Source organism: Streptomyces sp. NPDC091416 (assembly GCF_044756845.1).
Classification (GTDB): domain Bacteria; phylum Actinomycetota; class Actinomycetes; order Streptomycetales; family Streptomycetaceae; genus Streptomyces.
Map to the genome: position 1 here is coordinate 1 of NZ_JBIVTU010000008.1, position 12,329 is coordinate 12,329.

The following is a 12,329-nucleotide window of genomic DNA, read 5'->3' on the forward strand; positions in this document are numbered from 1 at the left end:
ATCCAGCGTCAGGTCATCGGCGAAATGCCGGTCACCGGTCGCGTCGGGCACGTACTTCACACAGACAACGATCCTCAAGCTCACGCCGGCTCTCCTACTGCATCGTCATTTCCGGGCTGCCTTGTTGCACGCAGCATAGGCGCCTGATGGGGCGTTTTCCGGTCGGGGCGACCGGCGCTCCGACCGTAATATTACTCGCCAGTACACCCATTGGGTGCCCATTAAGCAAGCGCTTGGCACTGTGATCTGGCCTACGCGGGACAGTCCGGCGCCACGGAGGATCTCAGTCTCGCAGAGCGGTGAACCTGCCCTGGTGATAGACGAGCGGCCTGCCGCCGCCCACCGGATCCCCGACGACCGCCTGCGCGATCACGATCCGGTGGTCCCCCGCCGGAATCCGCGCCACGACCCGGCAGACGAGCCAGGCGAGCACACCGCCCAGCACCGGGACACCTTCCGGCCCGCTGCGCCAGTCGGTGGACGGACCGAACCGGTCGGCCCCGCTGCGCGCGAAGGTGGCGGCCAGCTCCCGCTGATGCTCGCCGAGTATGTGGACACCGATGTGGTCGGCCTGCGCGACGACCGGCCAGCTGGAGGACGAGGTGCCGACGCCGAAGGAGATGAGCGGCGGGTCGGCCGCGACGGAGTTGAGCGAGGTGGCGGTGAAACCGACCGGCCGTTCACCGGCGGCGGTGATCACGGCGACTCCGGCGGCGTGCTGCCGGAACACGGAGCGCAGGAGGTCCGGGGATGCCGTGCGGGGGGTGCCGGTCTCGGGTGATGCCGTCATGGAGATGTCCTTCTGCGCGTCGGAGGTGCGGTGGCGTGGATGCTCAGGCATCCGGACAGCGCGCACTCGCGTTGCGGGCGAGATCGACGTGGACCCGGCCGTAGAGAAGGAGTTCCGGCGGCATAACGTCAGACTGACGATGCGCGACGGGTGGAGTCAAGGCCGTCCCACAAGGTGGGAGAAGCATCACGGTCCGTCACATCGCCTGCCCCAGGGCGGCGACGACATCGACGGTGCGCGGCTGCCCGACGGCCCGGCGGACCACCAGCCCGGAGGCGTCGAGGACCAGGACGGTCGGGGTCCGGCTGATGCCGAGCGCGCGCACGAGAGTGAGATGCGCCTCGGCGTCGATCTCCACATGGGCGACGCCCTCGACCATGCCCGACACCTCCGCGAGGGTCCGCCTGGTGGCCCGGCAGGGCTGGCAGAACGCACTGGAGAACTGGACGAGCGTGGCCCTCTCGCCCAATTCCACGCCGAGTTGGGCGGCATCGAGCCGCTCCGCACGCGTCCGCACATCCACCTTCGGCCTCCTGTCAGAGCTCTACGCAAAGGGTCAGCACCCGCGGCCGCCGGGACATTCCCCGACGTTCCACGTGACGAGAATCTCGCGCCCCGTGCCCGACGGGACTGGCCACCGCGACGCGCATGGGGCACGATCGGCCCAATGCCGAAAACCTACGGCTGCGTAACTTCCGCCGGGAGAACCCTCCCCAGGCGCTGAAGAAGGGTCTTCTCCAGATGGCAGAACTCGTCTATCGACCGGTCATCGGCGCCGCTCGTACGTTTTTCACGGCGCTCGACCTGAAGATCGACACTCAGGGTTCGGAGCACATCCCGAAGACCGGTGGCGCGGTTCTGGTGAGCAACCACATCAGCTATCTGGACTTCATCTTCAGCGGACTCGTGTCGCTGCCGCAGAAGCGGCTGGTGCGGTTCATGGCCAAGGAATCGGTGTTCCGGCACAAGGTCTCGGGTCCCCTGATGCGCGGCATGAAGCACATTCCCGTCGACCGCAAGCAGGGCGAGGACGCGTACGCGCACGCCTTGGCCTCGCTCCGTTCCGGCGAGATCGTCGGAGTGTTCCCCGAGGCGACGATCTCGGAGTCCTTCACGCTGAAGAGCTTCAAGTCGGGCGCCGCGCGCCTGGCCCAGGAGGCCGGCGTGCCGCTGATCCCGATGGCGCTGTGGGGCACCCAGCGCCTGTGGACCAAGGGCCGCCCGCGCAACTTCAGGCGCAGCCACATCCCGGTGACGATCCGGGTCGGTGAGCCCCTGGAGGCCCCGGCCGACCAGTACGCGGGTGCGATCACCCGGCGGCTGCGCGAGCGCGTGCAGGAGCTGCTCGAGGCCGCTCAGCGCGCCTACCCGGTGCGCCCGAAGGACGCGAGCGACACCTGGTGGGTGCCCTCGCACCTCGGGGGTACGGCTCCGACGGCCGCGGAGGTCCGCGAGCGCAGCTGAGGCACCCGCGGGGGCCCGGCGGCGGAAACGTCACTCCGGAGCACGGACGCCGGTCCGGGCTCCGGATCCGGCCCCACCGGGCACCCGGCGGGGCCGGCCGGCCACGCAGCCGCGTCGGTCAGAGCGCCGTCGGCAGCGTGCGCCAGAGTCCGGCACGATCGGAGGACGTGCGCAGGCCCCGCAGAACGGCCGGATGCGGCGCCGCGTAGAGCGTCGGGTAGTCGACTTCGCCGAGTTCCGGCCGGACGGGCCAGGCCAGCCTCTCCTCGTCCAGCGAGAACTGCGCGTCCACGCCGGGCTTGTTGCCCCGCGGATCCTGCCGGTCCCAGCGGCTGCGGCCGGGGAGCCGGAGCGCGATCAGCCCGTGCACCACTCCGGGTTCGCCGTCGTCGTCGGCGAGCCCCTGGTAGCAGAGCGCGGCCGGGATGCCCTCCGCGCGCAGCAGGGCGGCCAGGGCGTGCGCTTTCGCGTGGCAGATGCCGTTGCGGGTGGCGAGGACGTCGGAGGCACGCCAGGTGACGCGCGTGTCACCCGAGTCCACGGAGTGCGGGACGGTGTCGCGTACCAGGCAGTACGCCGCCTCCGCGTATGAGTATGCGTCCGTGGTCGCGGAGCGCAGCCGTGCGGCCGTGTCGCGGACCAGCGGGTGTTCATGGTCGATCGCGTCGTCGGCGGCCAGGTAGGCGGAGATGTCGGGAACCTGCTGTGTGAGCTCCATGGCCGCCGAGCGTAGGGAAGCGGCCGACCGGAGTCAATGGATTTCCGGTCAGCCGCATATTCATACAGGCCCTACTGTGCAGCCATCTCTTCCTTGAGGGCGAGGACGAACGCGTCGACGTCATCCTCCGTGGTGTCGAAGGCGCACATCCAGCGCACATCGCCCGCCTTCTCGTCCCAGAAGTAGAACCGGAAGCGCTTCTGCAGCCGCTCGCTCACCTCGTGCGGCAGCCGCGCGAAGACGGCGTTGGCCTGGACGGGGTAGAGGATCTCCACACCGTCCACCGCCCGGACGCCCTCGGCGAGCCGCTGAGCCATGCTGTTGGCGTGCCGGGCGTTGCGCAGCCACAGATCGCCGGCGAGCAGCGCCTCCAGCTGGACGGACACGAAGCGCATCTTGGAGGCGAGCTGCATCGACAGCTTGCGCAGATGCTTCATCGCCCGCACGGCGTCGGGGTTCAGCACCACGACGGCCTCGCCGAAGATGGCCCCGTTCTTCGTCCCGCCGAAGGAGAGCACATCGACGCCGACGGTGTTGGTGAACGTACGCATCGGTACGTCCAGGGAGGCCGCGGCGTTGGCTATGCGGGCCCCGTCGAGGTGGACCTTCATGCCGTGCCCGTGGGCGTGCTCGCAGATCGCCCGGATCTCGTCGGGTGTGTAGACCGTGCCCAGCTCGGTGTTCTGGGTGATCGAGACGACCTGCGGCATGGCACGGTGCTCGTCGTCCCAGCCGTACGCCTGCCGGTCGATGAGCTCCGGCGTGAGCTTGCCGTCCTCGGTGGGGACGGTGAGCAGCTTGAGGCCGCCGACCCGTTCCGGCGCTCCGCCCTCGTCCACGTTGATGTGGGCGGACTCGGCGCAGATGACCGCGCCCCAGCGGTCCGTCATCGCCTGGAGCGAGACCACGTTGGCGCCCGTTCCGTTGAAGACCGGAAAGGCCTCGGCGGTCGGGCCGAAGTGGCTGTGCATGACGCGCTGGAGGTGACCGGTGTAGTCGTCCTCGCCGTAGGCGATCTGATGGCCGCCGTTGGCCAGGGCGAGGGCCGCGAGGATCTCCGGGTGGGTCCCCGCGTAGTTGTCACTGGCGAATCCGCGTACCTGCGGGTCGTGATGACGACGCGCGTCGGTCCTTACGGTTGCGGGGTCAGCCACAGGCGCTTTCCGTTCACTTCCGGGGCGGGCCGGTCCCAGACGCCGGCGATGGCATCGGCCAGCTCCTTGACGTCGGTGAAGCCCGCGAACTTCGCATTCGGGCGCTCGGCGCGCATCGCGTCGTGCACCAGTGCCTTCACGACCAGGATCGCAGCAGCGCTCTGCGGGCCCTCGTCGCCCCCCGCCTTGCGGAAGGAGTCCGCGAGCGCGAGGGTCCAGGCCTCCGCAGCCGCCTTCGACGCCGCGTACGCGGCGTTGCCCGCCGTGGGGTTGCTCGCGCCGGCCGCGCTGATCAGGAGGTACCGGCCGCGGTCGCTGCGCCGGAGGCCGTCCTGGAAGGCCAGGGAGGTGCTCTGGACGGTGCGGATCAGCAGCTTCTCGAGGAGCGTCCAGTCAGCGAGGTCGGTGTCGGCGAAGGTCTTGCTGCCGCGCCAGCCGCCCACGAGGTGGACCAGCCCGTCGATCCTGCCGAACTCCTTCTCGGTCTTGTCGGCCCAGTCACGCGCGGCGGCGAGATCGAGCAGGTCCACGGTGTCGCCGGTGACGGTGGCGCCTCCGTGGGCGTAGCGCGCCGCGTCCACCGCCTCGGCGAGCCGGGTGGCGTTCGCGTCCGACGCGACGACGACCGCACCCGCCTCGGCGAGCCGGAGCAGCGTCGCCCGGCCGGCGGGACCGGCCGCCCCCGCGACAGCCACGACAGCACCTTCGAGCGCACCGCTCCCGCTGCCCTTGCCGTTTCCGTTCATGGCCACCGCCTCCTCATGATGTGCGCTCACGCGGCCGCCTGCCCGGCGTCCGCGGCGGTGATCCCCTTGGTGGAGGCGATCACGTTCTTCAGTTTCTTGGAGAGCGCCTCATAGAACATGCTCAGGGGAAACTCGTCCGGAAGCACGTCGTCGACGAGTTTGCGGGGCGGCTGGGAGAGGTCCAGCGCGTCCGGCCCCTTGGCCCAGCGGGATCCGGGGTGCGGCGCGAGATACGTCGCGACCAGGTCGTACGCGGCGAACCAGTGGACGAGCTTGGGGCGGTCGATGCCGTCCCGGTACAGCTTCTCGATCTCGGCACAGAGCTGGTTGGTGACCTGCGGGGCCCGCTCCCAGTCGATCTTCAGGGTGTTGTCCGTCCAGCGCACGACATCGTGCTTGTGGAGGTACGCGAAGAGCAGCTGACCGCCGAGACCGTCGTAGTTGCGCACGCGCTCGCCGGTGACCGGGAAGCGGAACATCCGGTCGAACAGCACGGCGTACTGCACGTCTCGGCCGTGGGCGTTGCCCTCGGACTCCAGCTTCACGGCCTCCTTGAAGGCGGTGAGGTCGCAGCGCAGCTCTTCGAGCCCGTACATCCAGAACGGCTGGCGCTGCTTGATCATGAACGGGTCGAACGGCAGGTCACCGTGGCTGTGGGTACGGTCGTGGACCATGTCCCACAGCACGAAGGCCTGCTCACAGCGCCGCTGATCGCCGACCATCTCACGGATGTCCTCGGGCAGCTCGACGCCCAGCAGCTCGACGGAGGCCTCGGTGACGCGGCGGAAGCGGGCGGCCTCACGGTCGCAGAAGATACCGCCCCAGCTGAAGCGCTCGGGCGCCTCGCGCACGGCGATGGTCTCCGGGAAGAGCACGGCGGAATTGGTGTCGTACCCGGCGGTGAAGTCCTCGAAGGTGATGCCGCAGAACAACGGGTTGTCGTAGCGGGTCGCCTCCAGATCGGCGAGCCATTCCGGCCAGACCATCCGGAGCACGACCGCTTCGAGGTTGCGGTCCGGATTGCCGTTCTGCGTGTACATCGCGAAGACGGCGAGGTGCTGGAGCCCGTCGACACGGTCCTTGGCGGGCTGGAACGCCAGCAGCGAGTCGAGGAAGTCGGGTACGCCGAATCCGTCGGCGGCCCAGCGGCGCAGGTCCGTGACGAGGGCGCGGTGGTACGCGGCGTCGTGCGGGAGCAGCGGGGAGAGCTGCTCGACCGCGGCGACCACCCGGTCCACGGCCGCTTCGGCCGCTGCCGGCGCGGGCGCGTCCTCGGCCTCGAAGTCGATGGACCCGTCCTTCGACTGCCAGGGACGGATCTCCTCCACGGCATTCTTGAGCGCGGGCCAGGCCGGATGCTCGACCACCCGCTGGGCGGAAGCTATGTCGCCGGCGGCGACGTCGTGCACAAGAATTTCCGTCATAACACTTCCTCCACGGGAGAACCTCGCGTCAAGCAACCGTATCTGTGTGCGGTTCCCTGAGACAAGTGGAGTCGTGAAAATTATCCTGCCCACCCCCATGGTCACCGCGATTTTTCCTGCGATCCAGCGCTCCGGCGCATTCTTCGGTGGAAAGACGGGCGTCACGCACAGCGGCGGACGGAACCGGCTCGCGCAACCCGGCTCCCGTTCGCACGCCTGCCCGGCAAGCCCGCGAAGGACACGCCCACCCATGAGTGACACTGCTCGCGGTGTGCGGACCACTGCCGGTAGGACGGACGGCGTCCACCCCTCGTCCGCACTCGGGAGAACCCGCGCGTGAGCATCCGTGCCGTCCTGGTCGCCGCCCTCATCACCGGATTCCTGCTCGGCGCAGCCGACGTACAGGGACACGGAGCCACTCCGCGGAGCACGGCGCCCCCGCACTCCGCGACGGATCACCCGGCGGCCGGATTCGCGGTCATGCGGTAGCCCCGGGTGGGTAGGCACACGGGGAGAAGCCGTCGACGGAAGCGAGAGTCCCTTGTCTTTTCTCACCATCGGCCACCGCGGGGTGATGGGTGTCGAGCCGGAGAACACGCTGCGGTCGTTCATCCATGCCGAACAGGCCGGGATGGACCTCATCGAACTGGACCTTCATCTGAGCAAGGACGGCGCCCTCGCCGTCATGCACGACGCCGAGGTGGACAGGACGACCGACGGCAAGGGTCCGATCGCCGACAAGACCCTGTCCGAGCTGCGCGAACTCGATGCCGGGCAGGGCGAGCGGGTGCCGGTCTTCGAGGAGGTCCTGGACGCCGTGCGCTCCCCGCTGCAGGCGGAGATCAAGGACGTGGCCGCCGCGCGCACGCTGGCGGAGGTGATGCGGCGGCGTGATCTCGTCGACCGGGTCGAGGTGATCTCGTTCCACGACGAGGCGATCGCCGAGATCACCCAGCTGGTGCCGGGGGTGCGGACGGCTCTCGTGGCCAGCCGCTGGGGCAACGACGTGGTGGACCGCGCGAAGGCCGTGGGCGCCACCCGGCTGGTGCTCAACGTCCGGCGCATCACGCTGGAACTGGTCGAGCGGGCCCATGCCGAGGGACTGACGGTGGTCGGCTGGGTGGTCAACACCCAGGATCATCTGCGGCTGGCCCGCGGACTCGGGCTCGACGGCGCGACCACCGACTTCCCGGAGATCCGCCGCGCCGGCCGCTTCACCGCGTAGTGCCGCTTCAGCCAGGGTTCGCCGACGGGGCAAACCCTTGGCCGAGGCGGCACCAGCCACCGCGGACACCTCTCAGAGCAGGTCCTTGACCAGCAGCTCGAAGGCGAGGTCGTCGCGCTGCGGGATGCCGAAGCGCTCGTCGCCGTACGGGAACGGGCTCAGCCGGCCCGTACGGCGGTAGCCGCGGCGCTCGTACCAGGCGATCAGGTCGTCGCGCACGGAGATCACGGTCATGTGCATCTCGCGCGCACCCCAGCTCTCCCGCACGGTGCGCTCGGCCTCGGCGATGATCAGCTTGCCGAGTCCCGCACCCTGGAGCGAGGGGCGGACCGCGAACATTCCGAAGTAGGCGGCCTCACCCCGGTGTTCGAGCTGGCAGCAGGCAGCCGGCTCACCGTCGCGTTCCACGACGAGCAGACGGCTGCCGGGAGCCCGCACCACATCGCGGACCCCCTGCGGGTCGGTGCGCTGCCCCTCCAGGATGTCCGCCTCCGTCGTCCACCCCGCCCGGCTGGAATCACCGCGGTACGCGGACTGGATCAGCTCGACGAGCACGGGCACGTCCGCGTCGGTCGCGTCGCGGTAGGTCAGCTGACCGGGGTTGCGGTGCGGGGCGGTGTCCATGGCGAGGCTCTCCGTTTCGGTGCTGTGGTGTGCGGCAGCAGCGTAACTCCCGGGTACGGATCCGGGTTCCGGGTCGTGCCCCGTGCGCAGCGCGGCCCGGAACCCGGCGGGCCCGCACCGTTCTCCCGCGGTTCACCCCCGTCGCGCGCTCCCCCTTTGCCCCAGTGCGCCGCGTACGGGCGTCGGGCCACGGGCATCGTCTGGACGACGGCGATGTCGTTCGCCCAGGGGGAGGTTCCGCTGTGCACGGACCCGCGATGTCCGGCTGGCTGCTGATGGCGCTGTGCGCGGCGACCGGTGCGTACTGCCTGCTGCGGGCCCGCGCCGGGACCGGCGAGGAGCGCAGGACGGCACGCGCCGAGGCGCTGATGGGCTTCGGCATGGCCGCGATGGCGGTGCCGACGGCCGTCGTCGCGCCGCCCGCCTGGGGGTGGCTGCTGTACGCCGCGCTGTTCGGCGTCGCCGCGTTGCGCGCGCTCTGGTCCTCGCGCCGCAGCGGTCACCATCTGCACCACCTGGTCGGCTCGTCGGCGATGGTCTACATGTCCGTCGTGATGGCGGGGTCCGGCGCGGCGGCCCACGGCTCCCACGCATCCCACGCCATGGCCACCGCGGGCGGCGTTCCGCTGCTGACCGGACTGCTCCTCGTTTACTACGCCGCGTATGTGCTGCGCTCGGGAGCCCGGCTGATCCCGGTGCCGGCGGCGACCGCCGGGGCCGGGGCCGTCACCGGGCCATCGGCGGAGGGCTGGGGGGCGAGGCCGGAACTGGCGCTGGCCTGCCGGCTGACCATGGGGATAGCCATGTTCGCCATGCTGCTCACTCTGTGAGACAGAGGGTCCGGCAAACCGTGGCGTACGTCACTTGCCGAGCGCAGCCATACCCGTGTGTGCCGTACCACTCATAGGCTGACGCCATGTTGGTCTCCCTCGTGCTGCTGCTGCTCGGTGCACTGGCCGCCGTCGTGACCCCGCGTCTGATGGCCCGGGCCGAATGGCCCGAGCGCGAGCCCGTGGTGGCGCTGTGGGTGTGGCAGTGCGTGGTGGCCGGAGTACTGCTGTCGTTCGCGCTCTCCATGACGTTCAGCGCTGCCGCGGCCTGGCAGGCGGTGCGCGGGCATGTGTTCGCGCCCGCCCCGCACGCGGTCGTGGAGGCCTATGCGCTCGCGGCCTACGGGCCGTGGTCGGCGGTGATGGCCGTGCTGCTGGCCCTGGGCGGGGTGTGGACGGCCGCGATGCTGACCCGCGAGATCCGCCGCGTCCGCCTGGAGCGCAGGCGACGGCGGGCCGAACTCCTGGAGCGTTCACCGCTGCTGCCCGGCGAGGAACCGGGCAGTGGCCGGCTGGTGGTCCTGGAAGGAGAGCGTCCCGACGCCTGGTGGCTGCCGGGCGCGGCGCCCCGGCTCGTCGTCACCACCGCCGCGCTGGGCCGCTTGAAAGGCCGTCAGCTCGATGCCGTACTCGCTCACGAGCAGGGCCATGCGAACGCCCGCCACGACTGGCTGCTGAACTGCTCGACGGCGCTGGCGACCGGCTTCCCGCAGGTTCCGGTCTTCGCGGCCTTCCGCGGCGAGATGCACCGGCTCGTCGAACTGGCCGCCGACGACACCGCCTCCCGGCGTTTCGGCCGGCTGACGATCGCCCTGGCCCTGGTCGAACTCAACGAGGACCGCGGGGTGTTCGGCCCCTGCCCGACTCCGGACGCGCAGATGCCGCTGCGGGTGAACCGGCTGCTGTCGCCCGCGGGCAGGCTCACGGCTGGCCGCCGGTTGCGGCTCACCGCGGCGGCCACGCTGCTGCCCGCGATTCCGCTTCTGGTCGCGTTCGTCCCGGCGCTCAGCGCGCTGGGGTAGGCGGCCGCCGCTCCTGCCGCGCCCCGTCCGGGCCCGATCCGTCCCCGGCACCCGCACGGTCCGGTCCCGGCCCACTCACAGCGCCCCCGCGGAGTTCCCGGCCCGCCCCGCTCACAGCACCGCCGCACGTCCCCGCCGCGCCGGGATGGCCCTGCGCCCCGAACGTCGGCGAGGATCCCCTCATGCACTCCCCGCTCCTCTCCCCCGCACGCCACACCCGCAGCCCCTCTCCAGCCCTGTGGACGGGAGGCGTCTGCGGGGCTCTCGCCCTGGTGCTGCTGATCCTGGTCGCGGTGCGATGGTCCCCGCTGACGCGCCTGGACCGGGACATCGCCGAAGCCCTGCACCGGCGGGCGGTGACGGAGCCCGGCCTCGTCCATCTGAACCGGATCCTGACGGACTGGCTGTGGGATCCGTGGACGATGCGTGCGCTCATCGCGGTCGCCGTGGTCGTCCTGTGGCAGCGCGGCGCCCGGATGCTCGCCGCCTGGGTGGCGGTGACGACCCTGGTCTCCAGCCTTCTCCAGCAGGGCATCAAGGCCGCTGTCGGCCGCGAGCGCCCGCGGTGGCCGGACCCGGTGGATTCCGCCCACTACGCGGCGTTCCCCTCGGGACACGCGATGACGGCAGTGGTGAGCTGCGGCCTGCTGCTGTGGCTGCTGCAACGGTCCGGCTGCCGGCCCTGGATCCGGCGGGCGGCCCTGGCCGCCGCGGGGGTCTCGGTGCTCGGCGTCGGCCTGACCCGGCTCTACCTGGGCGTGCACTGGCCGTCCGACGTGGTGGGCGGATGGCTGCTCGGCGCGGCCCTGGTCGCCCTGGCGGCGGCGTCGTACGACCGCTACGCCTCCCGGCCCCGGGTGGGCACGGACTGAACAGGCGTCTTTGCCCGGTGCCTCCGGCTGGGCGCACTTGCCCCGCCCGCGCCGCCTCGGCGAGGATCGGGGCCATGCCGATCAAGGGTGCTCTCTTCGACTTCTCCGGGACGCTGTTCCGGATCGAGTCCGTCCGTTCCTGGCTCGCCGCCACCCTCGCGGAGCGGGGGGTGCGTGTGGACGAGGCCGACTTCGAGCGTTACGCAAGGGAACTGGAGGTCGCCGGCGCGCTGCCGGGCGGCCCGGCCCCGCAGCGGGTGCCCGGCGCGCTGGCGTCGGCCTGGGCCTCCCGCGACGAGAGCGCGCACCGGCACCGCGAGGCGTTCACGGGCCTGGCGCGCGAGGTGGCGCTGCCGGACCCCGGACTCTACGACGCCCTGTACGACCGGCACCGGACCCCGGCGGCCTGGCGTCCGTATCAGGACGCCGAGGAGGTGCTCGCGTCGCTGCGTGAGCGCGGCGTCGCGATCGGCGTGGTCAGCAACATCGGCTGGGACCTCAGGCCGGTCTTCCGGGCGCACGGCCTGGACGCCTATGTGGATGCGTATGTGCTGTCCTTCGAGCACGGGATCCAGAAGCCGGACGCACGCCTCTTCCACACCGCCTGCACACTTCTGGGACACCATCCGACCGATGTGGTGATGGTCGGCGACGACCGGCACGCTGACGCCGGGGCGTCCGCGCTGGGCTGTGAGGTGCGCTTCGTTCAGCATCTGCCGGTCGAGGAGCGGCCGAACGGGCTGCGTGAGCTCGGGCTGGCCTCCGAGGTTGCCTGAGAGACATGTGAGAGATGTCCCTGACGCGCCATGGGTCGGATTGTCACATCGGGGCCTTAGCCTGGTAGCTATGTCCCCGACTCCGTGCCCGTCCGGTTCCGTGCGTTCCGCCGCAGAGGTGAATGAAGACATTCGCGACCTGTGGCAGCGCTCGGGCGGACACCTGTCCCCGGAGGACGAGGAGGAGTACCAGCGGCTGCTGGTCGAGTGGGCGGCGGCCACCGGCGGCAGCGCCCGTTCCGCGGCCTGACCCGTCCGTGGGGCGACGGCACGTGTGACCCGTGCGGGCCCGCCTGATCTGCTGCCGGGCCGGGTTTGCGGTTCGGCCGTGCGCCGGCTCCCGGCACGCCGCACCCTGGAGGCATGACTCCTGCGCCGATCGTGATCTTCCGGCCGTCCCCCACCGGCGGGCGGCGCGTCACCGTGCAGCACGAGGGCCGGGTCCAGATCCTCGGCCTCGCCCACTCGGACCACGATGTGATCGTGTTCCTGGAGGGTGCGGGGCTCGACGATCCCGAGCGGATCCTGGACAGCCCCGAGTGGGTCGAGTGGCGGGGCGGCCGGGCGCACCGGTACGAGGCGGCCTGAGACCTCTGATTCCGGCGATCCCCTGCGTCGCCGGAACCAGCCGGTCACCCCGGCCGGAGAGACGGCCGGGAACCGCGCGGCGGACTGCGACGCATC

At 71.0% G+C, this 12,329-nt stretch carries 16 protein-coding genes and 1 pseudogene; 9 read left to right on the plus strand and 8 right to left on the minus strand.

The genetic code is table 11. From position 1 onward, the window contains the following. The 3 genes and pseudogenes from ACIQMX_RS23465 to ACIQMX_RS23475 form a co-directional block, all read right to left on the minus strand. Positions 1–84: pseudogene (locus tag ACIQMX_RS23465) on the minus strand (electron transfer flavoprotein subunit beta); the annotation flags it as partial. Positions 85–283: 199 nt separating this feature from the next. Continuing rightward, the gene (locus ACIQMX_RS23470; protein WP_402481401.1) at positions 284–790 is read right to left on the minus strand and encodes a flavin reductase family protein; all 507 of its coding nucleotides are present in this window, start codon (positions 788–790) and stop codon (positions 284–286) included. A gap of 196 nt (positions 791–986) precedes the next feature. Continuing rightward, positions 987–1,313: a TlpA family protein disulfide reductase gene (locus ACIQMX_RS23475; protein WP_402480782.1), complete on the minus strand. Its 327-nt coding sequence runs from the start codon at positions 1,311–1,313 to the stop codon at positions 987–989. A 218-nt stretch (positions 1,314–1,531) separates the two neighbouring features. Here ACIQMX_RS23475 and ACIQMX_RS23480 point away from each other — a divergent pair, with 218 nt between their 5' ends. Continuing rightward, entirely contained in the window at positions 1,532–2,254 is a 723-nt protein-coding gene (locus tag ACIQMX_RS23480; protein WP_363078217.1) for a lysophospholipid acyltransferase family protein, read from the plus strand. Positions 2,255–2,372: 118 nt separating this feature from the next. Here ACIQMX_RS23480 and ACIQMX_RS23485 read toward each other — a convergent pair whose 3' ends face one another. From ACIQMX_RS23485 to ACIQMX_RS23500, 4 genes are all read right to left on the minus strand, one after another. Next, entirely contained in the window at positions 2,373–2,972 is a 600-nt protein-coding gene (locus ACIQMX_RS23485) for a transglutaminase domain-containing protein (RefSeq protein WP_363078219.1), read from the minus strand. A 71-nt stretch (positions 2,973–3,043) separates the two neighbouring features. After that, positions 3,044–4,126 carry a low specificity L-threonine aldolase gene (locus ACIQMX_RS23490; protein WP_148015410.1) on the minus strand — a complete coding sequence of 361 codons (1,083 nt, stop codon included), beginning with the start codon at positions 4,124–4,126 and terminating at the stop codon, positions 3,044–3,046. Further along, positions 4,105–4,872 carry an SDR family NAD(P)-dependent oxidoreductase gene (locus tag ACIQMX_RS23495; RefSeq protein WP_363078272.1) on the minus strand — a complete coding sequence of 256 codons (768 nt, stop codon included), beginning with the start codon at positions 4,870–4,872 and terminating at the stop codon, positions 4,105–4,107. Before ACIQMX_RS23495 ends, ACIQMX_RS23490 begins: the two co-directional genes overlap by 22 nt. Before the next feature lie 26 nt (positions 4,873–4,898). Further along, a complete protein-coding gene (locus tag ACIQMX_RS23500; RefSeq protein ID WP_363078222.1) occupies positions 4,899–6,296 on the minus strand; it encodes a DUF6421 family protein in 1,398 nt (465 codons plus the stop codon). Between the two features lie 336 nt (positions 6,297–6,632). Here ACIQMX_RS23500 and ACIQMX_RS23505 point away from each other — a divergent pair, with 336 nt between their 5' ends. Then, on the plus strand, positions 6,633–6,785 hold the full coding sequence (locus tag ACIQMX_RS23505; RefSeq protein WP_363078224.1) for a hypothetical protein: 153 nt from the start codon (positions 6,633–6,635) through the stop codon (positions 6,783–6,785). A 52-nt stretch (positions 6,786–6,837) separates the two neighbouring features. Then, on the plus strand, positions 6,838–7,521 hold the full coding sequence (locus ACIQMX_RS23510; protein WP_402480787.1) for a glycerophosphodiester phosphodiesterase: 684 nt from the start codon (positions 6,838–6,840) through the stop codon (positions 7,519–7,521). Between the two features lie 72 nt (positions 7,522–7,593). Here ACIQMX_RS23510 and ACIQMX_RS23515 read toward each other — a convergent pair whose 3' ends face one another. Further along, the gene (locus tag ACIQMX_RS23515) at positions 7,594–8,145 is read right to left on the minus strand and encodes a GNAT family N-acetyltransferase (protein WP_402480789.1); all 552 of its coding nucleotides are present in this window, start codon (positions 8,143–8,145) and stop codon (positions 7,594–7,596) included. Positions 8,146–8,387: 242 nt separating this feature from the next. Here ACIQMX_RS23515 and ACIQMX_RS23520 point away from each other — a divergent pair, with 242 nt between their 5' ends. The 6 genes from ACIQMX_RS23520 (at position 8,388) to ACIQMX_RS23545 (ending at position 12,233) form a co-directional block, all read left to right on the plus strand. Continuing rightward, positions 8,388–8,975 carry a DUF5134 domain-containing protein gene (locus tag ACIQMX_RS23520; RefSeq protein WP_402480792.1) on the plus strand — a complete coding sequence of 196 codons (588 nt, stop codon included), beginning with the start codon at positions 8,388–8,390 and terminating at the stop codon, positions 8,973–8,975. An 86-nt stretch (positions 8,976–9,061) separates the two neighbouring features. Continuing rightward, a complete protein-coding gene (locus ACIQMX_RS23525) occupies positions 9,062–9,997 on the plus strand; it encodes a M56 family metallopeptidase (protein ID WP_363078230.1) in 936 nt (311 codons plus the stop codon). Positions 9,998–10,179: 182 nt separating this feature from the next. Beyond that, positions 10,180–10,869, plus strand: a complete 690-nt coding sequence (locus tag ACIQMX_RS23530) for a phosphatase PAP2 family protein (protein ID WP_402480795.1) — start codon at positions 10,180–10,182, stop codon at positions 10,867–10,869. A gap of 74 nt (positions 10,870–10,943) precedes the next feature. Next, positions 10,944–11,645 (plus strand): HAD family hydrolase, encoded by a 702-nt coding sequence (locus tag ACIQMX_RS23535; protein WP_402480798.1) that lies wholly within the window; start codon positions 10,944–10,946, stop codon positions 11,643–11,645. Positions 11,646–11,715: 70 nt separating this feature from the next. Continuing rightward, a complete protein-coding gene (locus tag ACIQMX_RS23540) occupies positions 11,716–11,895 on the plus strand; it encodes a hypothetical protein (protein ID WP_363078236.1) in 180 nt (59 codons plus the stop codon). 113 nt (positions 11,896–12,008) lie between these two features. Continuing rightward, positions 12,009–12,233 carry a hypothetical protein gene (locus ACIQMX_RS23545; RefSeq protein WP_363078238.1) on the plus strand — a complete coding sequence of 75 codons (225 nt, stop codon included), beginning with the start codon at positions 12,009–12,011 and terminating at the stop codon, positions 12,231–12,233. Positions 12,234–12,329: the final 96 nt, after the last annotated feature.

What these genes read in the sequence shown, in the direction of transcription:
- ACIQMX_RS23540 (WP_363078236.1), top strand. Translation starts at nt 11,716, where the DNA reads ATGTCCCCGACTCCGTGCCCGTCCGGTTCCGTGCGTTCCGCCGCAGAG.
- ACIQMX_RS23545 (WP_363078238.1), top strand. Translation starts at nt 12,009, where the DNA reads ATGACTCCTGCGCCGATCGTGATCTTCCGGCCGTCCCCCACCGGCGGG.
- ACIQMX_RS23525 (WP_363078230.1), top strand. Translation starts at nt 9,062, where the DNA reads ATGTTGGTCTCCCTCGTGCTGCTGCTGCTCGGTGCACTGGCCGCCGTC.
- ACIQMX_RS23480 (WP_363078217.1), top strand. Translation starts at nt 1,532, where the DNA reads ATGGCAGAACTCGTCTATCGACCGGTCATCGGCGCCGCTCGTACGTTT.
- ACIQMX_RS23485 (WP_363078219.1), bottom strand. Translation starts at nt 2,972, where the DNA reads ATGGAGCTCACACAGCAGGTTCCCGACATCTCCGCCTACCTGGCCGCC.
- ACIQMX_RS23515 (WP_402480789.1), bottom strand. Translation starts at nt 8,145, where the DNA reads ATGGACACCGCCCCGCACCGCAACCCCGGTCAGCTGACCTACCGCGAC.
- ACIQMX_RS23500 (WP_363078222.1), bottom strand. Translation starts at nt 6,296, where the DNA reads ATGACGGAAATTCTTGTGCACGACGTCGCCGCCGGCGACATAGCTTCC.
- ACIQMX_RS23535 (WP_402480798.1), top strand. Translation starts at nt 10,944, where the DNA reads ATGCCGATCAAGGGTGCTCTCTTCGACTTCTCCGGGACGCTGTTCCGG.
- ACIQMX_RS23530 (WP_402480795.1), top strand. Translation starts at nt 10,180, where the DNA reads ATGCACTCCCCGCTCCTCTCCCCCGCACGCCACACCCGCAGCCCCTCT.
- ACIQMX_RS23470 (WP_402481401.1), bottom strand. Translation starts at nt 790, where the DNA reads ATGACGGCATCACCCGAGACCGGCACCCCCCGCACGGCATCCCCGGAC.
- ACIQMX_RS23495 (WP_363078272.1), bottom strand. Translation starts at nt 4,872, where the DNA reads ATGAACGGAAACGGCAAGGGCAGCGGGAGCGGTGCGCTCGAAGGTGCT.